Source organism: Aeromonas sp. A600620, assembly GCF_029479985.1.
GTDB lineage: Bacteria > Pseudomonadota > Gammaproteobacteria > Enterobacterales > Aeromonadaceae > Aeromonas > Aeromonas veronii_A.
In genome coordinates this window covers 516,504-542,919 of the sequence record NZ_JAAKXB010000001.1, presented here as the reverse complement: position 1 = coordinate 542,919, position 26,416 = coordinate 516,504, and the positions used below count along the sequence as shown (strand labels likewise).

At 61.6% G+C, this 26,416-nt stretch carries 23 protein-coding genes and 1 tRNA gene; 18 read left to right on the top strand and 6 right to left on the bottom strand.

Annotated elements, in window-relative coordinates:
- Window positions 1–573 precede the first annotated feature (573 nt).
- From kup to hypA, 17 genes are all read left to right on the top strand, one after another.
- Window positions 574–2,442, top strand: coding sequence for a low affinity potassium transporter Kup (kup, locus tag G5533_RS02365; protein ID WP_368192362.1), 1,869 nt, complete (start codon window positions 574–576; stop codon window positions 2,440–2,442).
- Window positions 2,443–3,039: 597 nt separating this feature from the next.
- Window positions 3,040–3,705 carry a 4Fe-4S dicluster domain-containing protein gene (locus tag G5533_RS02360; protein WP_441254393.1) on the top strand — a complete coding sequence of 222 codons (666 nt, stop codon included), beginning with the start codon at window positions 3,040–3,042 and terminating at the stop codon, window positions 3,703–3,705.
- The gene (gene hyfB, locus G5533_RS02355; protein ID WP_441254392.1) at window positions 3,705–5,576 is read left to right on the top strand and encodes a hydrogenase 4 subunit B; all 1,872 of its coding nucleotides are present in this window, start codon (window positions 3,705–3,707) and stop codon (window positions 5,574–5,576) included. Before G5533_RS02360 ends, hyfB begins: the two co-directional genes overlap by 1 nt.
- Window position 5,577: 1 nt before the next feature.
- On the top strand, window positions 5,578–6,531 hold the full coding sequence (locus tag G5533_RS02350) for a respiratory chain complex I subunit 1 family protein (RefSeq protein ID WP_441254391.1): 954 nt from the start codon (window positions 5,578–5,580) through the stop codon (window positions 6,529–6,531).
- A 79-nt stretch (window positions 6,532–6,610) separates the two neighbouring features.
- Window positions 6,611–8,329: a hydrogenase large subunit gene (locus G5533_RS02345; protein WP_441254390.1), complete on the top strand. Its 1,719-nt coding sequence runs from the start codon at window positions 6,611–6,613 to the stop codon at window positions 8,327–8,329.
- Between the two features lie 9 nt (window positions 8,330–8,338).
- A complete protein-coding gene (locus G5533_RS02340; protein ID WP_441254389.1) occupies window positions 8,339–8,896 on the top strand; it encodes a formate hydrogenlyase complex iron-sulfur subunit in 558 nt (185 codons plus the stop codon).
- Entirely contained in the window at window positions 8,896–9,711 is an 816-nt protein-coding gene (locus tag G5533_RS02335) for an NADH-quinone oxidoreductase subunit B family protein (protein ID WP_441254388.1), read from the top strand. The genes G5533_RS02340 and G5533_RS02335 overlap by 1 nt, the downstream gene beginning before the upstream one ends.
- Window positions 9,704–10,117: a formate hydrogenlyase maturation HycH family protein gene (locus G5533_RS02330; RefSeq protein WP_187268520.1), complete on the top strand. Its 414-nt coding sequence runs from the start codon at window positions 9,704–9,706 to the stop codon at window positions 10,115–10,117. The genes G5533_RS02335 and G5533_RS02330 overlap by 8 nt, the downstream gene beginning before the upstream one ends.
- The gene (gene hycI / locus G5533_RS02325) at window positions 10,117–10,608 is read left to right on the top strand and encodes a hydrogenase maturation peptidase HycI (protein WP_139435284.1); all 492 of its coding nucleotides are present in this window, start codon (window positions 10,117–10,119) and stop codon (window positions 10,606–10,608) included. Before G5533_RS02330 ends, hycI begins: the two co-directional genes overlap by 1 nt.
- 213 nt (window positions 10,609–10,821) lie before the next feature.
- A tRNA-Sec gene (locus tag G5533_RS02320) sits at window positions 10,822–10,913 on the top strand.
- Between the two features lie 315 nt (window positions 10,914–11,228).
- The gene (selA, locus tag G5533_RS02315; RefSeq protein WP_441254387.1) at window positions 11,229–12,707 is read left to right on the top strand and encodes an L-seryl-tRNA(Sec) selenium transferase; all 1,479 of its coding nucleotides are present in this window, start codon (window positions 11,229–11,231) and stop codon (window positions 12,705–12,707) included.
- A gap of 4 nt (window positions 12,708–12,711) precedes the next feature.
- Window positions 12,712–14,607, top strand: coding sequence for a selenocysteine-specific translation elongation factor (gene selB, locus G5533_RS02310; RefSeq protein WP_421254745.1), 1,896 nt, complete (start codon window positions 12,712–12,714; stop codon window positions 14,605–14,607).
- Complete coding sequence (hypF, locus tag G5533_RS02305; protein WP_441254386.1) at window positions 14,604–17,042, top strand: carbamoyltransferase HypF; 2,439 nt, start codon at window positions 14,604–14,606, stop codon at window positions 17,040–17,042. The genes selB and hypF overlap by 4 nt, the downstream gene beginning before the upstream one ends.
- Before the next feature lie 5 nt (window positions 17,043–17,047).
- On the top strand, window positions 17,048–17,299 hold the full coding sequence (locus G5533_RS02300; RefSeq protein WP_043819819.1) for a HypC/HybG/HupF family hydrogenase formation chaperone: 252 nt from the start codon (window positions 17,048–17,050) through the stop codon (window positions 17,297–17,299).
- A complete protein-coding gene (gene hypD / locus G5533_RS02295) occupies window positions 17,293–18,405 on the top strand; it encodes a hydrogenase formation protein HypD (protein WP_421254747.1) in 1,113 nt (370 codons plus the stop codon). The genes G5533_RS02300 and hypD overlap by 7 nt, the downstream gene beginning before the upstream one ends.
- A complete protein-coding gene (hypE, locus tag G5533_RS02290; protein WP_421309819.1) occupies window positions 18,402–19,406 on the top strand; it encodes a hydrogenase expression/formation protein HypE in 1,005 nt (334 codons plus the stop codon). Before hypD ends, hypE begins: the two co-directional genes overlap by 4 nt.
- 69 nt (window positions 19,407–19,475) lie before the next feature.
- Window positions 19,476–19,817 (top strand): hydrogenase maturation nickel metallochaperone HypA, encoded by a 342-nt coding sequence (hypA, locus tag G5533_RS02285; RefSeq protein WP_005301911.1) that lies wholly within the window; start codon window positions 19,476–19,478, stop codon window positions 19,815–19,817.
- Here the strand turns inward: hypA and G5533_RS02280 are convergent.
- Window positions 19,795–20,199 (bottom strand): hypothetical protein, encoded by a 405-nt coding sequence (locus tag G5533_RS02280; protein WP_441254385.1) that lies wholly within the window; start codon window positions 20,197–20,199, stop codon window positions 19,795–19,797. The two genes, hypA and G5533_RS02280, sit on opposite strands and share 23 nt — an antisense overlap.
- On the opposite strand from G5533_RS02280, the gene hypB reads away from it, so the two are divergent.
- Entirely contained in the window at window positions 20,086–20,964 is an 879-nt protein-coding gene (gene hypB / locus G5533_RS02275; protein ID WP_441254435.1) for a hydrogenase nickel incorporation protein HypB, read from the top strand. The genes G5533_RS02280 and hypB overlap by 114 nt on opposite strands.
- 418 nt (window positions 20,965–21,382) lie before the next feature.
- Here the strand turns inward: hypB and G5533_RS02270 are convergent, their stop codons facing one another.
- From G5533_RS02270 to G5533_RS02250, 5 genes are all read right to left on the bottom strand, one after another.
- A complete protein-coding gene (locus G5533_RS02270) occupies window positions 21,383–22,024 on the bottom strand; it encodes an ATP-binding cassette domain-containing protein (protein ID WP_441254384.1) in 642 nt (213 codons plus the stop codon).
- Window positions 22,025–22,124: 100 nt separating this feature from the next.
- Complete coding sequence (locus tag G5533_RS02265) at window positions 22,125–22,916, bottom strand: ATP-binding cassette domain-containing protein (RefSeq protein WP_227340653.1); 792 nt, start codon at window positions 22,914–22,916, stop codon at window positions 22,125–22,127.
- A complete protein-coding gene (locus tag G5533_RS02260; RefSeq protein ID WP_227340654.1) occupies window positions 22,910–23,725 on the bottom strand; it encodes an ABC transporter permease in 816 nt (271 codons plus the stop codon). The genes G5533_RS02265 and G5533_RS02260 overlap by 7 nt, the downstream gene beginning before the upstream one ends.
- Entirely contained in the window at window positions 23,715–24,725 is a 1,011-nt protein-coding gene (locus tag G5533_RS02255; protein WP_213389499.1) for an ABC transporter permease, read from the bottom strand. Before G5533_RS02255 ends, G5533_RS02260 begins: the two co-directional genes overlap by 11 nt.
- Entirely contained in the window at window positions 24,710–26,332 is a 1,623-nt protein-coding gene (locus G5533_RS02250; RefSeq protein ID WP_441254383.1) for an ABC transporter substrate-binding protein, read from the bottom strand. Before G5533_RS02250 ends, G5533_RS02255 begins: the two co-directional genes overlap by 16 nt.
- Window positions 26,333–26,416 lie beyond the last annotated feature (84 nt).

Below are 26,416 nucleotides of genomic sequence, written 5' to 3'. Positions count from 1 at the left end.
TTTATTTTATTGATTTATTGTGACCGTATTTATTACGGTCACATCTTCACATCACATCGTAGCATTGCTACCTCTTACCTCTTACCTCTTACCTCTTTCAATATTTGGTGCAATTCACTTCGTTCATTGCACCCTACATTTTTCTCCTTTAGCAAATAAAGACTCTATTGCTACCCAATCCTCTGCCATCCTGCCCGCAATTAATTAGTCACTATTTTATCGTCTGTTTTTCACTCAGCCCGATAAAAAATAGTGGCCAAAGCACTTCCTCAGATAAAACAAACGGTTGCCCGCAGAGCGGGTGAATATTTCAATCAACGGCCAATTAATAACCTTACTCAAAAGGACGTTTTGATTATTTATACCTGAGCATGAACCCGCAGAGTGTGTGTCATTATAAGCTTAACGACAGATGAACAGACTGTGTCCCATGAAACGCATCTTTATATCCGATTAGCTCCCTTCCCATCGCAATCCTTTGATTTCCCCCGATGTTGTATCCACACATACCTGATGTGTTCGGGGCGATCTGCTGTGGCAAACGTGTAAACATCAAACTGACAAGATGAACTCATGAACTGTGATAAACAACAAGCCATGTCCGGCGTCATGCTGGCGGCGATTGGCGTAGTCTATGGCGATATCGGCACCAGCCCGCTCTATACCTTGCGCGAGTGCCTGTCAGGTCAATTCGGGTTCGGCGTCGAGCCGGCCTCCATTCTCGGCTTTCTCTCGCTGATCTTCTGGCTGCTGATCCTGGTGGTGTCGGTCAAGTACCTCTCCTTTGTGATGCGGGCCGACAACGCCGGCGAGGGTGGCATTCTCACCCTGATGTCGCTGGCGACCCGCAACGCCTCCACCCGCTGGACGCCGCTGCTGATCATCCTCGGCCTGATTGGCGGCAGCTTCTTCTATGGTGAGGTGGTGATCACCCCGGCGATGTCGGTGATGTCGGCCATCGAGGGTCTGAGCATTCTCACCCCCGCCCTCGACCCCTATATCGTCACTCTCTCGGTGCTGGTGCTGACCCTGCTGTTTGCCATCCAGAAACATGGCACCGCCATGGTGGGCAAGCTGTTTGCCCCCATCATGCTGATCTGGTTTATGACGCTGGCGGTGCTGGGGCTGCGCGGCATCATCCACAACCCCGAGGTGCTGGGTGCGCTCAACCCCGTTTGGGCGGTGCGCTTCTTTATCCAGTACCAGACCACCTCCTTCTTTGCCCTCGGCGCCGTGGTGCTGGCCATCACCGGGGTGGAGGCGCTCTACGCGGATATGGGCCACTTCGGCAAAAATCCAATTCGCCTCGCCTGGTTTATCGTGGTGCTGCCCTCTCTGGTGCTCAACTACTTCGGTCAGGGTGCGCTGCTGCTGAGTAACCCCGCCGCCATTGCCAACCCCTTCTTCTTGCTCGCGCCGAAATGGGCGCTGGTGCCGCTGCTGCTCTTGGCAACCATGGCGACGGTGATCGCCTCGCAGGCGGTGATCTCCGGGGTCTTTTCGCTGACCCGGCAGGCGGTGCGGCTCGGTTATCTCTCCCCCATTCGCATCGTTCATACCTCCGAGCAGGAGTCCGGCCAGATCTATATTCCGGTCATCAACTGGATGCTCTATATCTCGGTGGTGATCGTCATCATGAGCTTCGAGCACTCCAGCAATCTGGCGGCCGCTTATGGCATCGCGGTGACCGGCACCATGGTGCTCACCTCCATCCTCTCCTGCTCGGTGGCCAAGAACAGCTGGCACTGGAACAAATATCTGGTGGCCATCCTGTTTGCCGCGCTGCTCTGTATCGACGTGCCGCTGTTTGCCGCCAACCTCGCCAAGATCTTCTCCGGTGGCTGGCTGCCGCTCACCCTGGGCGCGGTGATGTTCACCGTGATGACCAGCTGGAAGAGCGAGCGTTTCCAGCTTATTCGTCGCCTGAACGAGCACGGCAACTCCCTTGAGCCGATGATCGCTTCGCTGGAGAAATCCCCGCCGACCCGGGTGGCCGGCACTGCCGTCTATATGTCGCGGGTGGTCAATGTGATCCCCCATGCGCTGCTGCACAACCTCAAGCACAACAAGGTGCTGCACGAGCGGATCATCCTGCTCACCCTGCGGGTGGAAGAGGTGCCCTACGTCCACAATGTGCGCCGGGTCTGCATCGAGCAGCTCTCCCCCACCTTCTGGCGGGTGGTGGCCAGCTACGGCTGGCGCGAAACCCCGAACGTGGAGGAGATCTTCCACCGCTGCAACGCCGAGGGGCTGAGCTGCCGGATGATGGAGACCTCGTTCTTTATGGCCCACGAGTCGCTCATTATGAAAGACCGCCCCTGGTATCTCTATCTGCGCGGCAAGCTCTTTATGCTGCTGCAGCGCAACGCCCTGCGCGCCCCGGATCAGTTCGAGATCCCGCCCAACCGGGTCATCGAGCTGGGATCCCAGGTGGATATCTGATGGCGGGTTGATGGCCTCTTAAAGGCATAGAAAACCTCAGCAAGTAGAGAGGGAGGCATGGGCCTCCCTCTCTTGTTTCCGTTAACTCAGTTACCGGCCCCCTCATCCCCAACCCTTCTCCCGCGAGGGGAGAAGGGGGCAAACCACATCGCCCCCCACAGACATCCCACCGTAGGGTGCAACAAGCGCAGCGCCGTGCACCGCGAACATATGGCTGACCTCCCCCCTCATCCCCAGCCCTTCTCCCGCAAGGGGAGAAGGGAGCAAACCACATCGCCCCCTCAGACATCCCACCGTAGGGTGCAACAAGCGCAGCGCCGTGCACCGCGAACATATTTGAAAGCGGTGCAATTCACTGCGTTCTTTGCACCCTACTTATGCTGCGTTTTCCAAGGTGACGAACCCTCCGGGCGGCTTCGTCACAAGTGACGAACGTCACAGTTCGACAGCTACATCAGCGCGTTCACTCACCCACACGAAGATTTTTATTTATTTAAAAACAGCCACTTAAAACCAATTTAGCTGCAAAAACCAATCTGGCCCGTATCTTGCCAACCTGCCCCTACTTTCTCCGTTCGCGACACGACAAGGTAGGCTATGAACCGCTTCGTTATCGCTGACCCCAAGCTTTGTATCGGCTGTGGCACCTGTATGGCGGCCTGCAGCGAGGTACACAAGGCGCAAGGTTTGCAGCAAGCCCCCCGTTTAACCGTTATGCGACACGAGCAGGCGACCATGCCGGTTCAGTGCCGTCACTGTGACGATGCTCCCTGCATCAAGGTGTGCCCGGTCGAGGCAATTCGCCAGACCGGCGATTGCGTGCAACTCAACGAGTCGCTCTGCATCGGCTGCAATCTCTGCGCCGTGGCCTGTCCTTTTGGCGCCATCCAGAGCGGCGGCAGCCGTCCGGTGGCCGTGGCCACCAGTTACGACACCTATATCCCCTGCTCCATCCGCTCCAGCAACCCCTCCACCTCCGCCGGCCTGCGCTGCTTTGGCGAGGACCTGCTGAGCTGGGAGCCGGGGGTGCGCAGCATCGCGGTCAAGTGCGATCTGTGCGAGTTTCGCGCCGAAGGGCCAGCCTGTGTCGATGCCTGTCCCTCCCAGGCATTGAAGCTGGTCAATGACGGCGACACCGAACGCGCCGCCCGTATCCGTCGCCAGCAAGCGGCCGACACCAACCCGCAGGGGGCCTCTGCCTTCTCGGCGCCCGCCACGGCGCTCCCTGCATCCGATTTATCCACCACAGAGGGAGCGTGCTGATGTTGTCCCCCCTTGTTATGGCCACGCTCCTGCTCTTTTTGCTGGGCGCTGCCGCCTGTTTGCTGCTGCAAAAGCTGCCCGCACTGGCCAACCGCCTCAACAGTGGCTTTGCCCTGCTGGGCTCGCTCGCGGGCCTGGTCGCCGCCATCCAGATCTTTGCCCAAGGCGCCCCCGTCGACGGCCAGCTCTGGCTGCTGGGCTCGGTGCACCTCGATATGCTCTCCGCGCTGATGCTGCTGGTGATTAGCACCGTCGGCGTCGCCGTCGCCCTCTACTCCTTTGCCTATATCCGCGAATATCAGGGCAAGGGGGATGTGGCCATCGGCGCGCTGATGAACCTCTTCCTCTTTGCCATGGTGGGCATGGTACTGGCCGACAACGCACTCGGTTTCTTGCTCTGCTACGAGCTGGTGACCCTCACCACCTACTGGCTGGTCAAGACCAACCCCGAGGCCGCCAAACAGAGCCGTCTCTACTTGGTGATGAACCATATCGGCATGGCGCTGGTGCTGATCGCCTTCTGGCTGCTCTGCCGCGAAAGCGGCTCGCTGGAGTTCGCCGCGCTGCGTGAGCACCATCTGGCGGGCGCTTTGGCCTCCCTGGTGTTCCTGCTCAGCTTCTGCGGCTTTGGCCTGCGCGCCTGTTTCGTGCCGCTGCACGGCTGGCTGCCGGTGGCCGAGCCCGTTGCGCCGTCCCATATCTCGGCGCTGATGTCCGGCGTCATGGTGAAGCTGGGTCTCTTTGGCATCTTGCGAGTCAGCATCGATTTTCTCGGTGCCAGCCAGCTCTGGTGGGGCTATGTGGTGCTGATCTTCGGTGCCTGTTCGGCAGTGCTCGGGGTGCTGTTTGCGCTGGCCGAGCACGACCTCAAGCGGCTGCTCGCCTACCACACGGTGGAGAACATCGGCATCATCCTGATGGGGATGGGGATCGGCATGATCGGCATCGCCAACCAGCAACCGGCACTGGTAGTGCTGGGGCTGCTCGGCGCCCTCTATCACCTGCTCAACCACGCCATCTTCAAGAGCCTGCTCTTTATGGGTACCGGCTCCGTGATGTTCCGCCTGCACACTCGCGACATGGACAAGATGGGTGGCCTCGCCAAGCTGATGCCCTGGACCGCGCTGGCGTTCCTCATCGGCGCCATGGCCATTTCGGCGCTGCCGCCGCTCAACGGTTTTGTCAGCGAGTGGTTTATCTACCAGTCCCTGCTCTCCATGACCAAACTCGGCACCTCTGTCGTTGCGCCGCTCGCGGTAGTGATGCTGGCGGTGACCGGCGCCATGGCGGTGATGTGTTTCGTCAAGGTGTACGGCATCTGCTTCTGCGGCGCACCGCGCAGCGAGAAAGCGAGCCACGCCCGCGAAGTGCCGGGCGCCATGGTGGCAGGCACCCTGCTGCTGGCCGCGGTCTGTCTGGTGCTGGGTCTGGGCGCCCCCTGGATTGCCCCCCATATCGCCAGCTATGGCCAAGCCTTGGTTGCCAGCCAAATGAGTGTCGCCACCGGCGCCACCCTGCTGCCACTCGATAGCAGCCAGGCAATCCTCTCCCCACCCGTTATCGCCATCACCCTGCTGGGTCTGTTCCTCATCCCGTTGCTGGTACTGGCCATCTTCAAGGGGCCCAAGCTCGGTCGTCGTCACGCCGGCACCCCTTGGGCCTGTGGTTACGCCTATGAGGAGCGCATGAGCCTTACCTCCGGCGGTGTCACCCACACCTTGCGCCAACTCTGCGCGCCGCTCTATCGCAAGCAGCCGCAGCTCGATCTGACCAGCGCCCTGCACGGGGTGAGCGATACCAGCGGGACGACCGGCTGGCTGCTGCACGGCATTGTGCTGGCGCTCTTTATCCTGATGGCTGTAGGAGTCTGATATGCCTGTTCTTGAAATGCCGAGCTGGGGCATGGTAGCCCTCGCCCTGACCCAGGCCATCGCCATGCTGGCGCTGGCGCCGCTCGCCACCGGTTTCAACCGGGTGCTGCGGGCCAAGATGCACTCCCGTCAGGGGCCGGGCCTGCTGCAGGATTACCGGGATATCGCCAAGCTCCTGCGCCGCCAGGAGGTAACCCCCGAGCCTGCCGGCATTATCTTCAACCTGATGCCTGCGCTGCTCATCGCCGCCCTCTTGCTGGTCGCGATGGCGCTGCCAACCCTGACCCACGAGTCCCCCTTCCCCATCGCCGGAGATCTCATCACCGACATCTATCTGTTCGCCATCTTCCGCTTCTTCTTTTCGCTGGCGGGGCTCGACAGCGGCAGCATGTTTGCAGGTATTGGTGCCCGCCGCGAACTGACCCTCGGCATTCTGGTGGAGCCCATTCTGGTGCTCGCCTGCTTCATCATGGCGATGATGGTGGGCAGCTCGGATCTGGGCAATATCAGCAACTATGTGGCGACCCAGCCGCTGGCCGCGCCGGTTGCCACACTCTTGGCCGGTGCCGCCTGCGCCTTCGCGGTATTTGTCGAGATGGGCAAGCTGCCCTTTGACTGCGCCGAAGCCGAGCAGGAGCTGCAGGAGGGGCCGCTTACCGAGTATTCCGGTGCGGGCCTGGCCCTGCTCAAGCTCTCCATCGGCCTCAAGCAGCTGGTGGTGGTGCAGCTCTTTCTGGTGATCTTCCTCCCCTTCGGAAAGGCGGCCAACTGGAGTCTACCTGCGCTCATCGGTGCGGCGCTGATCCTCGCCTGCAAGCTGCTGGTGGCCTTTTTACTGGCCGGCATCATCGAAAACGCCATGGCCCGTACCCAGTTCGTGCGCACCCACAAGCTCACTCGCTATGGCTTGGGGCTGGCCCTGCTGGCGCTGCTCGCCTATCTGGTCAGGATCTGAGCCATGCCCGCCAGCACAGCAATTTTTCCGATTTCATCATTTGTGAATGCTCATTCCCGAACATTAAAGTGAGAACTGCATGACCATCGCCATTTCGGATCGCATCGGCTGCGACTACATCCAGCAGGTGCGAGCCCAACTGCCCCACGCCATCATTGACGAGGAGTGGCAAACCGCCGATCAGGCCACCATCACCGTCAAGCCCACCAGTCTGGTCGAGACGGCCAGCCTGATCTTCCATCAGCTGGGGGGCTGGCTTCCGCTCTCCTTTGCCAATGACGAGCGCAGCCTCAACGGCCACTTCGCCGTCTACCACGTCTTCTCCATGGAGGGCGACACCAAGTGCTGGATCACCGTCAAGGTGCTGGTGGATGCCGATACCCAGGAGTACCCCTCCATCACCCCGACCATTCCGGCGGCGGTGTGGGGCGAGCGGGAGATCCGCGACATGTACGGCCTGCGCGCCATCGGTCTGCCGGACGAACGTCGTCTGGTGCTGCCGGATGACTGGCCGGAGGATATCCATCCCCTGCGCAAGGATGCCATGGATTATCGCCAGCGCCCGATGCCCACCACCGACACCGAGACCTACCCCTTCGTCAACGAGCTCGGCAGTGATGCCAACCGCATCGTGCCGGTCGGCCCGCTGCACATCACCTCCGATGAACCGGGCCACTTTCGTCTGTTCGTCGATGGCGAAGACATCATCGATGCCGACTACCGCCTCTTCTATGTCCATCGCGGCATGGAGAAGCTGGCTGAAACCCGGATGGGCTACAACGAAGTGGCGTTTCTGACCGACCGGGTCTGCGGCATCTGCGGCTTTACCCACAGCGTCGCATACACCACCTCGGTGGAGAACGCCATGGGTATTGTGGTACCCGAGCGGGCGAAGATGATCCGCGCCGTGCTGCTGGAGGTGGAGCGCCTGCACAGCCATATCCTCAACATCGGCCTGTCGAGCCACTTCACCGGTTTCGACACCGGCTTTATGCAGTTCTTCCGGGTGCGGGAGAAATCCATGACCCTGGCCGAGCTGCTGACCGGCGCCCGCAAGACCTACGGCCTCAACCTGATTGGCGGGGTACGCCGCGACATCTTCAAGGAAGATCGCATCAAGGGTGCCCAGCTGGTACGGGAGCTGCGTGATGAGCTCAAACCCCTGGTGGCCATGCTGCTGGATACCGCCAACATCTCTTCCCGCCTCATCGGTATCGGCAAGCTCGAGCCGCAAATTGCCCGCGATTTCAGCTGCGTCGGCCCCATGGTGCGGGCGAGCGGCTTCAAGCGCGACGTGCGTCGGGTTCACGACTTTGCCGGCTACCGCGAGCTGCCGATGGAGATCCAGACCAAGGCGGGTTGCGACGTGCAATCCCGGGTGCTGGTGCGGATCCACGAGCTCTACAACTCCCTCGACATGATTGAGTTCGGCCTGGAGCACCTGCCGGAAGGACCGCTTTTGACCGAAGGGTTCACCTACCAGCCGTGCAAGTTTGCGCTGGGCTTTACCGAGGCGCCCCGCGGCGAGAACGTCCACTGGAGCATGACCGGGGATAACCAGAAGCTGTTCCGCTGGCGCTGCCGCGCCGCCACCTACGCCAACTGGCCTGCTCTGCGCTACATGCTGCGCGGCAATACCGTGGCCGATGCGCCGCTCATCATCGGTAGTCTGGATCCCTGTTACTCCTGTACCGACCGGGTCACCCTGGTCGACCCCAGGAAGGGCAAATCCACCGTGGTCTCCTACAAGGAGATCGAGCGCTACGGCATCGATCGCAAAAACTCTCCGCTGAAATAAGGGGTCATCATGATCAAGCTGTTCAAGACCATCCTCAAGGCTGGCACCCCGACCGCCAAGTACCCCTTCGCACCTATTGATGTGAACCGGGATTTTCGCGGCAAACCGAACTATCAGGCGGATCAGTGCATCGCCTGCGCCGCCTGCACCAAGGCCTGCCCGGCCAATGCGCTGGTGATGGAAGTGGACATGGAGACCGGCGAACGGCGCTGGGAGATCTCCATGGCGCGCTGCATCTTCTGCGGCCGCTGCGAGGAGGTCTGCCCGACCCGCGCCATCGCCCTCTCCCCCGAATTCGAGCTGGCGGTGACCAACAAGGCGGATCTCTATGAGGAGGCCCGCTTCGCGCTGGCCCCCTGCACCCTGTGCGGCACCTACTTTGCCCCGAGCAAGCTGGTGGCACTGGTGGAGGACACCCTCAAGCAGGCGGGCACACCGCTCGCGACCCCGGAGCGGCTGCACCACTGCCCCGACTGCAAACGAAAACAGAGCATGCTGAGCCAGCCTGACTCGGCCCTGATCACACCGATAGCCACACCGATGGCCGCACAAAAGGAGTGGATGTGATGAGCAAGATCAAAGGCATAGAACCGGTTGTCGGCCATACCCATACCCGCGCCGTGCCGCTGGCACAGGATCCCGAGATCACCAAACTCAAGAAGACCCTGCTCAAGGACATTCGCCGCTCGGCCTATGTCTACCGGGTCGATTGCGGCGGCTGCAACGCCTGCGAGATCGAGATCTTCGCCACCATCACCCCGCTGTTTGATGCCGAGCGTTTCGGCATCAAGGTGGTCGCCTCCCCCCGCCACGCCGACATCCTGCTCTTTACCGGCGCGGTGACCCGGGCGATGCGGGTGCCAGCCCTGCGCGCCTACGAGGCAGCGCCCGATCCCAAGATCTGCATCGCCTACGGCGCCTGCGGCTGTGACGGTGGCATCTTCCACGACCTCTACTGCGTCTGGGGCGGCACCGACAAGATAGTGCCGGTAGATGTCTATATTCCGGGCTGCCCTCCGACACCGGCGGCCACCATCTACGGCTTTGCCGTGGCGCTCGGCCTGCTTGAGCAGAAACTCAAAGCCACCAGCCACGAGGTGCAACCGGGTGAGCGGGTCGAACTGCGCCACACCGGCATCCCCAATGAAATCCGGGTGATGATCGAGCGCGAAGCGCGCCGCATGGCCGGTTATCGTCAGGGACGGACCATCGCCGACGAGTTCATGGCCCTGCTCGAAGGGGCGACCCAGCAGGATGTGGATCTGCGCATCCAGAGCTACCTCGATCAGCACGACGATCCGCGCCTCTCGGAGATCGTCAACAACCTCGCAAACGCCTGCCTCAACCGGGCAGCCGGCAAGGGAGAGGCAGTGCATGGCTGACGAGGTTTTCTTCTATCGCCTCTCGCGCAAGTTCGTCGACGAGCAGTTCGACGTGCCGGAAGAGGCCAAAGAGGTGATGTACTACAGCCTCGCCATCGGCCACCACCTCGGCATCGTCGATTGCCTGCGAGCAGACCTGGTCTGCTCGCTGACCGGTTATCGCGACTGGGTGGCCAAGCTGCCAGAGGGGAGCGAAGCGCGCCGCAAGATGGAGGGATTTCTCACCTTTGGCGAGATCACCATCTATCGCGAGCACTGCCATATGCTGGCCTGCGCCTTCGACCGACTGCGCAAAGCCGACAATCTGCTCGATGAGCAGGAGCTGGGCTGGACCAACACCTTTATGGATCAGCTCACCGCCCTCTATAACGACCCCCATATGTACCTGATGGTAAGGAGCCGCTGATGGGCTGCAATCTCGTGTTGACCGTGGGCAATGCCATGATGGGGGACGACGGTGCCGGCCCCTATCTTGCCGACAAACTGCAAGCCGCCCCTCTGCCCGGCTGGATCCATATCGACGGCGGCATCGCGCCGGAAAATGTGGTCTACAAGGTGCGGGAGCTGCAACCGGAGCGAGTGGTGCTGGTGGATGCCGCCGAGATCGGCGAGAAGGCGGGAACCCTGCAGGTGATCCCCCCCGAGACCATCGCCGAGATGTTTATCTTCTCGACCCACAATATGCCGCTCAATTTTTTGATCGACGAGCTCAAGACCTTTGTCCCCGAGGTGATCTTTGTCGGGGTACAACCGGCCATCGTGGCGTTCTCCTTCCCGATGACCGAGATGGTGAGCGAGGCGATGGATTATCTTTATCAGCATCTTGATGCCGCCAGTGACACCAGTCTGTTAATAGATAAACTGGATCAGTGGAATATTGCCAACGCCAGCCGGTGATTATTTATCGAGTTGTTAACGACCGTTATTGACCGACGGTTACGGCAATGTGATCAAGGCCCGATGTTAAATTAAAAACATCGGGCTAATTGTGCTGAACTTGATATAAAACAAGGTTCTTTGATTTTTTCAAAAAATCGCTAACTCTCGCTTTTTTATGACAAAAAAAGCGTTGCCAGTCACAGAAATTTGCCACAAAATGGCGACCGTTACGGAAGTTGATGGGGTCTGGTGGCCTCCTCGGTCTTCAAAACCGATGTGAGCCGAGAAGGCTTTGGCAGGTTCGATTCCTGCCTCTTCCGCCAAATTTATCTATTGAACAAATACTCTCCCGCTGAATTTTTCGGCCTGGATGTTATTTCCATTGTTTGTTCAATATGTTTTAAGTAATACCTTAAAAAAGGTGCTTGCCGCTTGCCAATATAATCCGAACTCAGGTTATCTCGCTGGCCAAAAATTAATTTATCAGCATCGATGCAGCATTAATTTATACCCGCATCATTGATGCACCCAGTTTGCAGTTATCCGCAAATCGCCAGCAGTGCCATAACCCGTCAGCTCGGTCTCTCTATCGGCAAACCGGTGCGCATCCCGAACCCACGCACTGCACTGGTAATCCCATGCCGAACTCGTCTCACGCGTCAGCTATCCCCCACCGCCAGCCCGCATCAGGTACGGCTGCCGACGATTCACTGCCAAATTCACAGCAACAGCCCAGCCAGCAACAAACGCGCCGTTTGCCGCAAGTGGAACAGCTGCTGCAGCAACCCTTTCTCGCCGGTTTTATCGAGGCGCTGAGCCGCCCGCTGGTGACTCAGGCTGTGCGCGATACCCTGAGCGAGCTGCGCCAGAGCGAAGATTTTCGCCAGCATGGCGTCGCCCCCGAGCAGATCGAGGTGCTGATTGCCAAACGCTGCCAACAGCAGCTGCGCCAGCGTCAGACCCGGGTGATCAACGCCACCGGCACCCTGGTGCATACCAATCTGGGGCGCTCACCGCTAAGTGCCGATCTGTGGGACGAGGTGCGCGACCTCAACACCCGGTACAACAATCTGGAGCTGGATCTCGCCACCGGCAAGCGCGGCGGGCGCAAGGGGCTGATCGCCCCCCTGCTCCGTTGCCTCACCCAGGCCGAAGATTCGCTGGTGGTCAACAACAACGCCGCTTCCCTCTTCCTGTTGCTGCAGGAGGTGGCCAAGGGGCGCGAGGTGATCGTCTCGCGCGGCGAGCAGATCCAGATTGGCGGCGGCTTTCGCATCCCCGACATTCTGGCCCTCTCCGGCGCCAAACTGGTGGAGGTGGGCACCACCAATATCACTACCGCCAAAGATTACCTCGATGCCATCACCGATCAGACCGCGCTGGTGCTGATGGTGCACAGATCCAATTTCGCCATTCGCGGCTTTACCGAATCCCCCGATATCGGCGAGGTGGCCCGCGCCCTGCCCGAGCACGTGGTGCTGGCGGTGGATCAGGGCTCGGGCTTGACCACCGAAGAGTTTGCACCGGATGAAACCTCGGTGCGCCAGTACATCAAGGCGGGGGCGGATCTGGTCTGCTACTCAGGCGACAAGCTGCTGGGTGGCCCGCAATCGGGCATCATCAGTGGCCGCAGCGACCTTATCAAGCGGCTGGAAAAACACCCCATGATGCGTACCTTCCGCCCGAGCCGCATCGTCTACTCCCTGCTCGAACGCCTGCTCATCCACAAGCTCAACAAATCTCCCATCGGCGAGGGTATTGCCCAGCGCACCTTGAGCAACCCTGCCGCCATGCAGGCCCGCGCAGATCAGCTGATGGCCGCCCTGCCCGGCTCCTTTGTGCCGGTTCCCGCCCAGCTGGTGGTGGGCGGCGGCACATTGCCGGACGAGTTCTACCCGGCCCCTGCGCTCGAATGCACCGACCCGCGCCCGGCCCAGCAGTTGCTCGACGCCCTGCGCGAACTCCCCGTCCCTGTCATCGCCACCGTGCGCCAGCAGAAGGTGCTGCTCAATATGGCGACCCTGCTGCCGACCGAGATGGAGCTGTTGATCGCCCAACTCAGGGAGTTGCTGCTGCCCGCCCCGTTCAATGCAACAAATGCGACCGAGGAGCCCTGATCCCATGACCCCCTATCGCGCCGTTATCGGTCTTGCCGGCCACGTGGATCACGGCAAGACCCTGCTGATCAAGGCCCTTACCGGCATCACTACGGCCCGCGCCCATGAGCAGGCCATCGGCATGACCCAGGATCTCGGCTTTGCCCACTTCGACGACGGTCAGGGCAACGCCATAGGCGTCATCGACGTGCCCGGCCACGAGCGCTATATCCGCAATATGGTGGCGGGGCTCTGGAGTCTGGATCTGGTGCTGCTGGTCATCGCCGCCGACGAGGGGTGGATGCCGATGACCGGCGATCACCTGCGCCTGCTCAAGGCGATGGGGGTGCCGCGTCTCTTGGTCTGCATCAACAAGTGCGATCTGGTCTCCCCCGACGAGCTTTTGCTGTTGGAGGAGAGCCTGCTGGAGCGGGTGATGGACGAGAGCGGCATGGTGCCCGATATCGTCAGCGTCAGCGCCAAAACCGGCGAGAATATGGCTGCCCTGCACACCGCCATCGTGCGCCAGCTTGCCGAGCTACCTGCCTCACACGCTGCCCGCGAGCAGAGCGCCCCGCGACTGTATGTAGACAGGGTCTTTACCGCCAATGGCACCGGTACCGTGCTGACCGGCACATTGCAACAGGGCCGCCTCAAGGTGGGGGACAAGCTGCGCCTCTACCCCGCCGATCGGGAGGTGCAGGTGCGCTCCCTGCAGGCCTATCACCAGAGCGTCGACGAGATCGGCGCCGTCTGCCGGGTGGCAGTGGGCCTGAAAAAAGTGCCCCACAAGGAGGTGGCCCGCGGTCACTGCCTTACCAACGCCGCTGGCCAGTGCGAGGCGGCAACCCACCTTATCGTGCGACTCAACGCCGAGAGCCTGAGCGGCAAGGCACTACGCCCCTCTCTGCACAACAAGGAGGTCGAAGTAGCCCTCGGCAGCTGGCATGGCCGGGCCCGTTTCGTGCCGATCAAGGACTCCCGGCTGGCGCGGCTGATCTTTGCCAGCCCCATCCCCTGCTTCTTTGGCCAGCCGCTCGCCATCATTCGCCACGGCAGCAGCGAATTGCTGCACGGCGCCCGCATCGTCTGGTGCGGCGACATCCATCCCGCCAGACGCAAGGCGCTGCACACCCTGCTTGGTGAGCTGCCTGATGAGCTCGAGCACTACAACCCGGCCACCCTGCAGCTTGGCCTCAATGGCTATGTGCTGGCCAGCCGCTTTGACCAGCGGCCCGAGCAGGTCACCCCCCTCGGTGAGTGGCTGCTGGATAACTGCTGGCTGGCCCAGAGCCGCGACCAGCTGCTCGGCACGCTGGCCAGCGAACCGCTGAGTGCCGCCGAGCTGGCAACCCGCTTCGGCATCGCCCTGCCGGTCACTCAGGCCCTGCTCCAGCAGCTCAAGAGCGAGCAGCTGATACGCCTGCACCATGACAAGTGGCAGCAAGGCAGCGGCGAGTCAGAAGATGATTTGGGGGAAGAAGCACAGCTGGTGCTCAAGGTGGTGCGAGATCAAGGCAAGGAGGGTTACGAGCCCGGTAAACTGGGCCCCGGCGGCGTGGAGCTGGATCCCTTTATCACCCGCAAGCTGCCCGCCGCCCTGCAGCAGGGCTTGCAGCAAAAAGGCGCGTTGCAAAAGCAACTGCGCAATCTGGCGCGACTCAAGTATCTGGTGCAGCTCGATGGCCCCATCTACTACGACGCCGAGCTTTACAACCAGATGGTCGCCGAAGTGCTGGCGGGCCAGCAGGTGGGAGATCTGATCGACATGGCATCCCTCAAGGAGATCACCGGTTTGTCGCGCAAATACGCCATTCCGTTCTGCCTGCGCATGGAGATGGATGGCTGGGTACGGCGCGAGGAGAACGAGCGCCGGGTGCTGCGTTTGCCGCAGACTCAAGATGAGATGGAGCCGGCATGAGCACCACCATCGCCCCCTCTGGCTCTTCCAATCCAGTGGCCAACCGGCTGCGCCGCGAATTTCATATCGACGGCATAGTTCAGGGGGTCGGCTTTCGCCCCTTCGTCTATGGGCTGGCGCTGCGCCACGGCCTTGCCGGCTATGTGTTGAACGATGCCAACGGCGTCACCATAGGTGCCGAAGGATCGCCTGAGCAGCTGGCCGCCTTTGCCCGCGAACTGCGGGAATTGGCGCCGCCGCTGAGCCGTATCGATCATTTCAGCGAGCGGGAACTGCCCCTTGCTCATGATCCCGACTTCGATGACCAATTTCATGGCCAGTTTCGAATTAAAGCGAGCCAGCAGCAGAGCGCGGCCACGGTCGCCATCTCGCCGGATCAGGGGATGTGCGAGGCATGCGCCCGGGATGTGGCCAACCCCGCGGATCGCCACCATCGCTACCCCTTTACCAACTGCACCCACTGCGGCCCGCGCTACACCATCATCCGCCGCCTCCCCTACGACCGCCCCCACACCGCCATGGCGGGCTTTGCCATGTGCCCGCGCTGCGCGGCGGCCTATGAAAACCCGCTGGACAGACGCTACCACGCCCAGCCGGTGAGCTGCCCCGAGTGCGGGCCCCATCTCAGCTGGCGAAATGGCTATGGCGATACGCTGGCCGAGCGCGAGGATGCCCTGCAAGAAGCTGCAAGCGCCCTGCAAGCAGGCAAGCTTATCGCGGTCAAGGGGATGGGGGGCTATCACCTGATGTGTGATGCCCGCAATGAACAGAGTGTTGCCAGATTACGAATGCTCAAACGGCGCGAACGCAAACCACTGGCGGTGATGATGGGCTCCCTTGCCGAGGCCAAATTGCATGTCACCGGCAGCAAAGACGAGTGGCAACTGCTCGCCTCTCAGGCCAGACCCATCGCCTTGCTGCGCAAGCGCGAAAACGATGATCGGCTCTCAGAATCCCAACTGACAACTGCGCCGCTGGCCGAGGGGATCGCCCCCGGCATCCCCTACCTTGGGGTCATGCTCCCCTATACCCCGCTCCATCAGCTGCTGCTGGACGCCTGCGCCATGCCGCTGGTGGCCACCAGCGCCAATGGTCGCGGCAGCCCAATCCTTATCGAGTGCGAGGCGGTGGTCAGGGAACTCGGCCGCGAGATTGACGGCATCCTGGATCACAACCGCCCCATCCTGCACCCGTGTGACGACAGTCTGGTGCAGTGGGCAGGCGGGCGGCGCCAGACGTTGCGCCTCGCCCGGGGCTATGTTCCCTGCACTCCCAGCCTGCAAGAGGCGGTCAAGGCGCCACTGCTGGCAGTCGGAGCGCAGCAGAAGAACCAGCTGGCGCTCGCCTTCGGCCGCCAGCGCATCTACAGCCCCTATATCGGCGATCTGCTCAGCCTGCCGATGCAGGAGCACTTCGAGCAAACCCTGGCGACCTTTCGCGAACTCTACGATCTCAACCCCGAACTGCTGGTCTCGGATCGCCACTCGGGCTATCTCAGCCATCAGTGGGCCAGAAGCTATTGCCAGAATCAGGGTGCCACCCACCTCGAGGTGCAGCACCATCACGCCCACCTGCTGGGGGTGATGGCCGAGCACAACATCACGGGCCCGGTGCTGGGTGTTGCCTTCGATGGCACCGGCCTTGGCGATGACGGCACCCTCTGGGGCGGCGAGCTGCTGATCGCAGACGTTCAGGGATTTGAGCGGGTTGCCCACCTTGCCCCCTTCAAGCTGATCGGCGGCGAAGCGGCCATCCGCGAGCCAGCGCGCCAGCTACTGGGGCTGCTGTTTGAATCGTACAGCCCTGAGCAGATCAGCGCCCTCGATATTCCTTTGATCAAGCAACTGCCCGCTGAACGGATCCGCAACCTGCACCAGCTCTGGCAGTTGGGTCGCAACGCCCCTTACTCCAGCTCCATCGGTCGGCTGTTCGATGCGGTGGCGGCGCTCTTGGGGGTGATCAACACCCCGGATTACGAGGGCGAAGCGGGACTCCTGCTGGAGGCGGCCGCCTTGCAGCTGGCCCCCGATGAACAGCCCTTATCCCTTGCCTTTGATCTCAGCCAATCAGCGGAAGGGCCGCTGCAGATCGAGTGGGCCGAGCTCATCAATACCCTTATCAACGAGCGGCGCCAAGGCACCTCCACCGCCAGCCTGGCCGCCGGTTTTATCCGCGCCATCAGCGCTCTGGTCATCGCTCTGGCCGAGCGCTTCCCCGGCTATCCGGTGGCGCTGGGGGGCGGCGTCTTTCAAAACCGGGTGCTGATGGATCAGCTGGTGCCCGCGCTCGAAGCCGCCGGTCGGCAGGTATTGACCAGCGAAACCCTGCCGCTCAATGACGGTGGCATCGCCGCCGGTCAGCTCTGGTTTGCCATCCACCATCTTGCCACGCATCAGCCTGTCACCACCGGTTGTACCACCTTGTCGGAGTCCTGAAATCCATGTGTCTATCCATCCCCTCTCAGGTGGTGCAGCTGCACCCCGAAGATAACTGCGTCACCGTCGATACCCTGGGGGTGCAGCGGCGCGTCAGCTGCATGCTGCTCGAAGAGCCTCTCAACATTGGCGACTATGTGCTGCTCCACATCGGCTTTGTGATGAGCAAGATTGACGAAGAGGAGGCGCAGGCCAGCCTCGAGAGCTTCCGCCAGATGGTGGCCCTGATGCCCAAACAGGATATCTTGCCATGCTGACCTTAAATGACCTGTTTCAGGGCTTTCGCCAGCCCGAGGTGATCCGCGCCCTCGCCGCCCAAATTACCGAGCTTGCCAAAGATCTGCCCGAGCCGCTGCGGGTGATGGAGGTGTGCGGCGGCCATACCCACACCATCATGAAGTACGGCCTGCACCAGCTGCTGCCGGCCAGCATCGAGTTCGTCCACGGCCCCGGCTGCCCGGTCTGCATCATGCCCAAAGAGCGCATCGATCAGGCCATCGAGCTGGCTTGCCAACCGAACGTCATTCTGGTCACCCTTGGGGACATGATCCGGGTGCCGGGCTCCAGGGGCACGCTGGCCCAACAGCGGGCCAAGGGGAGCGATATCCGCCCGGTCTATGACCCCCTCGATGCCCTGCGTATCGCCCGTGAGAACCCGGACAAAACCGTGGTCTTCTTCGCCATCGGTTTCGAGACCTCTACCCCCATGACCGCCGCCTTGCTGGCTGCGGCTGAAGCTGAGGGGATTGAGAACCTGCTGTTTCATATCAACCATGTGTTGGTGCCCCCCGCCATTCATGCGGTGATGGCCGACGGGGTTGCCAAGGTGAACGCCTTTATCGGCCCCTCCCACGTCAGCGTCATCACCGGCGCCGATATCTACCTGCCTATCGTCGATCGCTATCAGGTGCCTGTGGTGGTGAGTGGCTTCGAACCAGTGGATGTGATGGAGGCGCTCTTGATGATGGTGCGCCAGAAGGTGGAGGGTCGCTACGCGCTGGAGGTGCAATACAGCCGCGCCGTCACCGCCAGTGGCAATAAAGCCGCCCAGCGGCTGGTCGAGCGCTTTTTCGAGACCCGCGAGCACTTTCGCTGGCGAGGTCTGGGGGATATCAACGCCTCCGCCCTGCGCCTGCGCGATGCCTTTGCCAAGCGCGATGCGGAGCGTCACTTTGCGCTCAGTCAGACACCCATCGATGACCACAAGGGGTGCCAGTGCGCCGATATCCTGCGCGGCCTGGCCAAACCGAACCAGTGCAAAGTCTTTGGCCGGGGCTGCACCCCGACCCAGCCCATGGGCAGCTGCATGGTCAGCTCCGAAGGGGCCTGCAATGCCTACTACCGATATATGGGGATCCAATGAGAGAAATTCAGTTAAGCCACGGCGGCGGCGGCGTGGAGATGAACCAGCTGATCAACCAGCTCTTCTTTCGCCACTTTGGCAACGAGATCCTGCTGCGCGGTGAAGATGCCGCTCTGTTGCCGGTGAACGGCCCCGTTGCTTTCACCACCGACAGCTTTACCGTCTCGCCGCTCTTTTTCGAGGGGGGTGATATCGGCAAGCTGGCCATCGCTGGCACGGTCAATGATCTCGCCATGATGGGGGCCAAGCCCGAGTATCTGAGCTGCAGCTTTATCATCGAGGAGGGGTTCCCCTACACCGATCTCGCCCGCATCGTCGAGTCGATGGCCGCGGAGCTTGCCAAGAGCGGCGCCCGCATCGTCTGCGGCGACACCAAGGTGGTACCCAAGGGAGCGGCCGACAAGATCTTTATCAACACCAGTGGGGTAGGCACCTTCCCGTTGCCTGAGCAGAGCCGGGGCATCTCGGTACGCAACCTCAAGGCCGGTGACGCCATTCTGGTGTCGCGGGATATCGGCAGCCACGGCGCCTGCATCCTGATGGCCCGCGACGCCCTGCAACTGGGATCTGATCTCAAGAGCGACTGCACCACCCTCTGGCCGCAGGTAGAAGCGCTGCTGCAGGCGGGACTTACCCCTCACGCCCTGCGCGACGCCACCCGCGGTGGCCTTGCCGCCGTGCTCAACGAATGGAGCAGCGCCTCCGGCGTTGCCATCGAGCTGGAGGAGTCCGCCATTCCGGTGTGCGATCCGGTGCGTGGCCTGTGCGAGCTCTATGGCTTCGAGCCCCATGATCTCGCCAACGAGGGAACCATGGTGCTGGCCCTGCCTGCCGAACAGGCACAGGACGCGCTGGGCATCTTGCGGCAATTCAACCCCGCTGCCAGCCAGATCGGCGTGGTGCAGGCAAGCGATCGTCACAAGGTGATCCTCAACAACCCCTGGGGTAGCCGCCGTTATCTGGAGCTACCGCAAGGGGAGCTGCTGCCGCGGATCTGTTGATCGGCCATGCCGTTCCGTCAATTACAGGGAGGAGTCACTGCTCCTCCCCATATCGGTTAAGGAGCCACCATGCACGAAATGTCTCTGGCCATGGCCGCCATCGATCTGGCGGCCGAGCAGGCCACCCAGCGGGGCTTTAACAAGGTGACCGCCCTCTGGCTCGAGGTCGGCAGCTTCTCCTGCGTCGACCCGGACACCATTGCCTTCTGTTTCGAGGCGGCCGCCAAGGGCACCGCCGTCGAGGGGGCCCAACTGCACTTTCAGCACCAAGCGGCAGAGGCCTGGTGTTACGACTGCAACCAGACGGTCACCCTCACCGAACGCGGGCAGGCCTGTCCCGAATGTGGCGGATACAAATTACGAGTCGCGCAGGGTGATAGCCTGCGCATCACCGACATCGAGGTAAGTTGATATGTGTAGCGTATGCGGATGCGGCCAGGCGCGGATCGCCGGCCATGAGCACGATCATGAGCATCATCACGAACATGAACATCACCATGAACATGGGCATGAGCATGAGCATGAGCATGAGCATGAGCATGAGCATGGCCATCATCATGCTCATGACGCCCATCACCATCATGACCACGAGCAGAGTGCGCCGCGAACCCTGATCATTCACCACCACTATCACCATCAGGGAGATGTCCATCACCACTACCACGGGGTGCGAGCTCCCATAAGCCACGAGGGTCATGATCACCCCCATGAGCACCACAATGATCACCCCCACAGCCATCATCATGATCACGCCCACTCTCATGACCACGGCCATTCCCACGCACATCCCCATGATCACAGCCATGACCATGACCATGACCATGACCATGACCATGACCATGACCATGACCACCAGCAGGGTGATCTGCACTATGGCAAAGGGGAAGCGGGATTGTCGGTTCCGGGCATGGGGCAGCGTCAGCTGATCGCCATTGAGATGGATGTGCTGGCCAAGAACAATGCGCTGGCCGCCCACAACCGCGAGCACTTCACAGCTGCCGACCAGCTGGTTCTCAATCTGGTCTCTAGTCCGGGTTCAGGCAAAACCACTTTGCTGTGCGAAACCCTGCGCCTGCTGGCCGAAAAACGCCCCTGCGCCGTGATCGAAGGGGATCAGCAGACCAGCGCCGATGCGGATCGCATCCGCGCCACCGGCGTCCCTGCCGTGCAGATCAACACCGGCAAGGGCTGCCATCTGGACGCCAAAATGGTTCACGACGCCTGCCACCAGCTGCCCGCCAATCAAGGGGGTATCCTCTTTATCGAGAACGTGGGCAATCTGGTCTGCCCCGCCAGCTTCGATCTCGGTGAGAAGTACAAGGTGGCGATCCTCTCCGTCACCGAGGGGGAAGAGAAGCCGCTGAAATACCCGGACATGTTTGCCGCCGCCCAGCTGATGGTGATCAACAAGATCGATCTGCTGCCCTACGTCAGCTTTGACGTGACCCGCTGCATCGAGAACGCCAAACGGGTCAACCCCTATATTCAGGTGATCCAGGTCAGCGCTACCACGGGCGAAGGGATGGATGCCTGGCTCAACTGGCTGGCTACAGCCTGAACCAGAACCGGTTAAATGCCGTTACCAACGGCGGATAGCAAGAGAGGGAGGCTGATGCCTCCCTCTCTTTTATCTGTAGACCTTGTCGGCCGTGCTATCTGTCTCGAATGGCCAGCGCCTCACACTCGCGTCCCCTCACCCAGGCCCTCTCCCCAGGGAGAGGGAACCGGTTCGTGGATGCCGCATTCCGTTCCCGTCTCAACATGGAAAAGGGAACCTATTCGTGGATACAGGCAATATGCTGCAACAATACGACTCCCTCAACCCCCTCAGGGAGGCTTCGAGCATAACAACCAGCCATATTTTCAAACCCCAAGGTTCTCCAAACCCTAAACCCTGAGCGTATTGAGATGGCACCTTCAACTCCCTTCTCCCCTTGCGGGAGAAGGGCTGGGGATGAGGGGGGAAACACCAATCCTCAGGCCACGCTACGGGCCATCGCCTCCTGCTCCGCAGGCACCTCACCAAAGCGCAGCACCCGATGGCAGATCTGGCGCAACAGCGCCTGCTGGTGACTGAAGATCACCATACCAAGCCGGCGCTGTTCGCACTCAATCATCAACTCCCGCCAGAGCTGGCGCTGAATTTGCGGATCCAGCTGGGCAGTCACCTCGTCGGCAATCAGCAGTCGGGTGCGGGGATCGAGGGCGCGCAGCAACGCGATGCGGACCAGCTCGCCACCGGAGAGCTGACCGGGTTTACGGCCAAGCCATTCGGGCTTGACCATAAAGCGGGCCAGTATGGCGTCATCGGGGCGCCATACATCCCACAACGCCTGCCCGGTGGTGCGATAGGGATTGAAGGTGAGTTCCGGGTGCTGGGGCACCAGCTGGATGGGGTTATAACCTTTTACCTGTTCAGGTACTGGCTGCCCATCCAGCAGGATCTGCCCGCCGGCCCCAACCGGTTGCCAACCCGCCAATACCCGCCCCAGCGTGGTCTTGCCATAACCGCTCGGGGCGGAGATACCGAGCCGTTCGCCCGCTTTCACCGTCAGCGACAATCCCTGCCAAAGGGGGCGTTCCCCCTGGGCGATAGTGAGATTTCGTACTTCCAACATCAGGAAACCTCCGGCACAGAGAAGATCGCGTTGAATTCCGGCAGTGCCTGCCACTGAACACCCGCAACCAGACAGACGATCCATTCCTGCAACTCAATCATCAGGAGATCTCCGACGTAGCAGCAAAGAGCGCATTGAACTCCGGCAGCGCCTGCCAGTGGGCACGGAGCATCTCGCTCCCCTGCCCCTGGCGCAGATGGTGGCAGCTCAAGGTATCGCTCACCTGCCCCTGATGCAGCGCCACAATGCGATCGGCAAAGCGAGCCGCCAGCGCCAGATCGTGGGTCACCCAGAGGATACCGCTGCCCTGATTGGCCAATTCACGCAACTGGCCGAGCAGCAGACAGGCCAGCCCCTCTTCGAGCCAGGCAGTGATCTCGTCTGCCAGAATGAAGCGGGCACCGCCGAGCGCCGCAGTGCAGGCCAGAATGCGCTTGGCCATGCCCCCGGAGAGCTGACGCGGATAGCGGTCCAGAGTGGCAGCGGGCAGCTGGTAGCGCAGCAGTTGCTCGCCGAGCCGCTCGCGAGAACCGCTCTGGCCGCAGAGGCGTGCCGCACGTCCCAGCTGACGCTCCACCGTCAGCAATGGATTGAGGGCGCTTACCCCCTGCGGCACATAGCAGAGGGTGTGCCCGCGCAAACGGGCCCGGCTGGCATCGCACAGAGGAGTGCCATCAAGAGAGATGGCGCCGCGCATCCGCAGATTGTCCGGCAGCAATGTCAGGGCGCTTTGCAGCAGCAGGCTCTTGCCCTCACCGCTCCCCCCCACCAGCGCCACTATCTCCCCCGGCGCCAGTTGCAGGCTGATATCGGTCAGCAAAGGCTGCCAGCTGCGCCGCCCCAGCCAGGAGTAGTGGGCCGCCTCTATGGTCACCTGATCAAAACTCAGCATGGTTCACTCCTGTGCCACAACAGCTGTTGCAAGGCGCGGGTAGCCTGATCAAACAGCAGAACCAGCAGCAGCAACATCAGGCCGGGGAAGAGCGCCAGCCACCAACCGCCACCGGCCAGATAACGCAGGGCATCGGCCAGCAGCAGGCCCAGCGAGGCCTCGTGGGCCGCCAGCCCAAAACCGAGAAAGCTCAAGGCCGCGCTGTGCAGCACCGCATGGGGAAACATCAGCAAGGTGCCGATAAACCACTGGGGCAACAGCCCCGGCAGCAGGTGGATGCGCCAGCGACGCAGCGCCCCCATCCCCTGACAGCGGGCCAGCACCACGTAGTCGCTGCAGGCGATCCGCCGCGCCTCGGCGCAGAGAATGAGCGCCAGCTTGGGCCAGTGGGTGAGCGCCACCGCCAGGATCACCCCGCGCATGCCGCCCCCCACGGTAAAGCAGATCAGGATCAGCAGCAGCATATGGGGCAGCGCCAGCATGGCATCGATCAGCAGCCGCACCGCCACATCGCATCTGGGATGAATGAGCGACACGCTTGCCGCCACCATGGCGAGCAGCCCGCTGCACAGCGCCGTGCTGATACCCAGCTCCAGACTGGTGAGGGTGCCCTGAAATGCACGCAACCAGAGATCCCGCCCCATCTGGTCGGTGCCGAACCAGTGGGCCAGCGAGGGGGGCTGCTGGCGCGTCAGCAGATCCATCGGCACATCCTGATGAGATAGGCTCCAGCCGTAAGTGGCCAGCAGCGCCAATCCGAGCAGGGCAAAACCCAGCCGCAGTATGGAGGGAAGCGGATTAAACAGCATGCTCACCCTCCCAGCCCCGATTGATGCGGGCCAGCAGCAAACTGGCCACCGTGTTGCCAATAAAGACCAGCAGGGTGCAGAAGAGCACGATTCCCATCAGCAGGGGGATATCGCCCCTGAGCCCCGCATCCACGGTGGCCTGGCCGAGCCCCGGGTAGGAGAAGACCTTCTCTGCCAAGAGCGATCCGCCAATCAGCTCGCCAAGGGAGGCAAACTGCAGGCAGAGCGCCGGGGTCAGGGCGTGGCGCAGCACGTGAAAACGCAGCATGGGCCAGCCGCCATCCCCCTGAGCGCGGGCGTAGCGGATAAAGTCGCTCTCCAGCACCTCGGCCACCCGCCCCCGGGTATGCAGGGCAATGTTGCCCACCCCGAGCAGCGCCAGGGTCGTCACCGGCAGCAATAGATGACGCAGCCGCATGGCCCAGTCCACCTCATCGGCAGCAAGCCCCGGCGTCCAGGCGCAGCAGACCGGCAGTAGCGGCCAGTGCACCGCAAACAGGGCGAGCAGCAACAGGCCGACCCAGAAGGTGGGCAGGGAGGCGAGCAGGTAGGCAAAGCGGCAAATCAGGCGATCGGGCCAGCGGTTGAGATAGCGACCAGCGCAGAGGCCCAGCAAAATCCCGAAAAAGCCGGAGAGCAGCCAGGCGCCCGCCAGCAGCAGGAAGGAGGCAGCAAAACGCTGGCCAATGACCTCACCCACAGGCGCGTTGTAGAGCATGGAGTAACCGAGATCCCCCTGCAGCACTTGGGTAAACCAGTGCCAGTAGCGCAGCCAGAGCGGTTGATCCAGCCCCCAGCGGGCTGCGATGCGGGCGTATTGCTCCGGCGGCACATGGAGCAGGTCGTTGCCGATATAGGCCTTGATGGGGTCGATGGGGGAGTAACTCAGCAGCACAAAGGTGGCGACCGAGACCAAACATAACAACCCTGCCAGACGCAGCAGGGCTTTTAGCAACAGATAACCGGAGTGACTCAAGGGCGAACTTAACGGCACGTCCACCGCCAATCCTGCAGGTTGTTGAGCAGGGACCAGCTACCGTGGATTTCCGGCGCCCCCTTGCCAAGATCGATGCAACGGTTGGCCAGATAGGTATGCTGCACATTGAGCAGCCATGCCCAGGCGGCATCTCCCTGCACTCCGGCGCCCGTTTTGCCATCCCACTCCACCTGCTGCCAGAACGGCACGGCCGCCTGCCAGTTCGGGGCATCCAGCGCCTGCTTGAGGTGGCTATCCACCACAGGGTTGCTGTAGTAGCCCGGGTTGTAGAACTCCACGCCACCTGAGCCGCTCTGGTAGTGGTGATAGAGCTCCATGGGATCCAGACTCCCCCACCCCATCAGCACCGTATTGGCATGCATCTCCCGCTCCACCTGCTCCCAGCTGCCGGACTTGAGGCTCACCTCAAGACCGATGGGTTTGAGCATGGCCCGCACCGCTTCCGCCAGATCACGGCGGGTGCTGTCGCCACTGGTGTACCAGAGGGTAAAAGCGGCGCGCAGATTGCCCTTGTGGCGAATGCCGTCACTGCCCATCTTCCAACCCGCCTCGTCGAGCAGGGTGTTGGCGTGGGCGGCATCGCCATCCTTGAAGGCGGTGGCTTTGTTTAGCCAGGGCAAGCCTTCCACCGCGCTGTAGGCGGGGATGGCGTGCCCTTCCAGCAGTTGATCGGCCAGCAGCTTGCGGTCGATGGCGTAGTTGATGGCGCGGCGCACCGCTACATCCGAGGTCACGTCGTTGCCGATGGGATAACCCTTGGCATCTTTTTTACCCGCAGGAGGAATGGGGAAGACGATACCGCGGTTCTCCACGCTCGGCCGCACCCAGAGCTTGAGGGAGGCAGGCACGGTGGGCGCCAGCGACGGGGCAATGCGCACCACATCGAGCTGGCTGCTCTGGGCGGCGGCATAGGCGCTCTCTTCATCGATAAAGACAAAGACCAGCCGTTTGAAGTCATTGTTGCCACCGGCGTAATAGGGGTTCGCCTCCACCACCAGCTGTTGACCGGGCAGGAAGCTCACCAGCCGGTAAGGGCCGGCACCGACCGGCTTTTGGGCATATGCTTTTGCGTCGTAATCCTTCTTCGACACTATCCCCAAAGATCCCAGCACGTTGACGAAGGTGCTCTGGGGGGCACTCAAGGTGATGGCAACCTCGGTGGGCGAGAGCACCTTGGCCGAGACAAAGTTGCCCATGTCGATCTTGCCGCCGCCCTTGGCTGCGCTGTTGTAGGTGAAGGCCACATCCTCGGCGGTGAGCGGCGCGCCGTTGGAGAATTTCAGGTCAGGCTTGAGGGTAATGAGCCACCCCTTGCCATCCTTGCTTGGGGTCACCGCTTGGGTAAGTACATTCTGCCAACTGAGATCGGCACTATCGCCAGCAATCTGTTTGAGCAGCGGGCTGTGCAGCAGCAGGTAGCTGCCGTGGCTCCAGCCAAGTAGAGGGTCAAACCCTTCGGTGGGCTCACTGCCGATGGCGAGCTTGAGCTCGGCAGGCACAGGTTGGGCAGCGGCCAGAGCCACGTGAGAGGCAGTGCCCAGCAGCAGAGTCAACAGGACGCTCGCGCTGGATCTAGCGTAATGGAGAAGGGAATTGCGAGAAACAGTCATGGGGATCCTTCTTGTTTTGTACCACTCACGGATCATCACTCAAAAAAGAGGCGAAATGCGTGTCTGAACATGGGAGTGAGGGGC

What these genes read in the sequence shown, in the direction of transcription:
- G5533_RS02340 (WP_441254389.1), top strand. Translation starts at nt 8,339, where the DNA reads ATGATCAAGCTGTTCAAGACCATCCTCAAGGCTGGCACCCCGACCGCC.
- kup (WP_368192362.1), top strand. Translation starts at nt 574, where the DNA reads ATGAACTGTGATAAACAACAAGCCATGTCCGGCGTCATGCTGGCGGCG.
- G5533_RS02335 (WP_441254388.1), top strand. Translation starts at nt 8,896, where the DNA reads ATGAGCAAGATCAAAGGCATAGAACCGGTTGTCGGCCATACCCATACC.
- G5533_RS02360 (WP_441254393.1), top strand. Translation starts at nt 3,040, where the DNA reads ATGAACCGCTTCGTTATCGCTGACCCCAAGCTTTGTATCGGCTGTGGC.
- G5533_RS02300 (WP_043819819.1), top strand. Translation starts at nt 17,048, where the DNA reads ATGTGTCTATCCATCCCCTCTCAGGTGGTGCAGCTGCACCCCGAAGAT.
- G5533_RS02250 (WP_441254383.1), bottom strand. Translation starts at nt 26,332, where the DNA reads ATGACTGTTTCTCGCAATTCCCTTCTCCATTACGCTAGATCCAGCGCG.
- G5533_RS02265 (WP_227340653.1), bottom strand. Translation starts at nt 22,916, where the DNA reads ATGCTGAGTTTTGATCAGGTGACCATAGAGGCGGCCCACTACTCCTGG.
- hypD (WP_421254747.1), top strand. Translation starts at nt 17,293, where the DNA reads ATGCTGACCTTAAATGACCTGTTTCAGGGCTTTCGCCAGCCCGAGGTG.
- G5533_RS02330 (WP_187268520.1), top strand. Translation starts at nt 9,704, where the DNA reads ATGGCTGACGAGGTTTTCTTCTATCGCCTCTCGCGCAAGTTCGTCGAC.
- hycI (WP_139435284.1), top strand. Translation starts at nt 10,117, where the DNA reads ATGGGCTGCAATCTCGTGTTGACCGTGGGCAATGCCATGATGGGGGAC.
- hyfB (WP_441254392.1), top strand. Translation starts at nt 3,705, where the DNA reads ATGTTGTCCCCCCTTGTTATGGCCACGCTCCTGCTCTTTTTGCTGGGC.
- selB (WP_421254745.1), top strand. Translation starts at nt 12,712, where the DNA reads ATGACCCCCTATCGCGCCGTTATCGGTCTTGCCGGCCACGTGGATCAC.
- hypA (WP_005301911.1), top strand. Translation starts at nt 19,476, where the DNA reads ATGCACGAAATGTCTCTGGCCATGGCCGCCATCGATCTGGCGGCCGAG.
- G5533_RS02350 (WP_441254391.1), top strand. Translation starts at nt 5,578, where the DNA reads ATGCCTGTTCTTGAAATGCCGAGCTGGGGCATGGTAGCCCTCGCCCTG.
- G5533_RS02280 (WP_441254385.1), bottom strand. Translation starts at nt 20,199, where the DNA reads ATGGGGATGTGCGTGGGAATGGCCGTGGTCATGAGAGTGGGCGTGATC.
- hypF (WP_441254386.1), top strand. Translation starts at nt 14,604, where the DNA reads ATGAGCACCACCATCGCCCCCTCTGGCTCTTCCAATCCAGTGGCCAAC.
- hypE (WP_421309819.1), top strand. Translation starts at nt 18,402, where the DNA reads ATGAGAGAAATTCAGTTAAGCCACGGCGGCGGCGGCGTGGAGATGAAC.
- G5533_RS02345 (WP_441254390.1), top strand. Translation starts at nt 6,611, where the DNA reads ATGACCATCGCCATTTCGGATCGCATCGGCTGCGACTACATCCAGCAG.
- G5533_RS02270 (WP_441254384.1), bottom strand. Translation starts at nt 22,024, where the DNA reads ATGTTGGAAGTACGAAATCTCACTATCGCCCAGGGGGAACGCCCCCTT.
- G5533_RS02260 (WP_227340654.1), bottom strand. Translation starts at nt 23,725, where the DNA reads ATGCTGTTTAATCCGCTTCCCTCCATACTGCGGCTGGGTTTTGCCCTG.
- selA (WP_441254387.1), top strand. Translation starts at nt 11,229, where the DNA reads ATGCCGAACTCGTCTCACGCGTCAGCTATCCCCCACCGCCAGCCCGCA.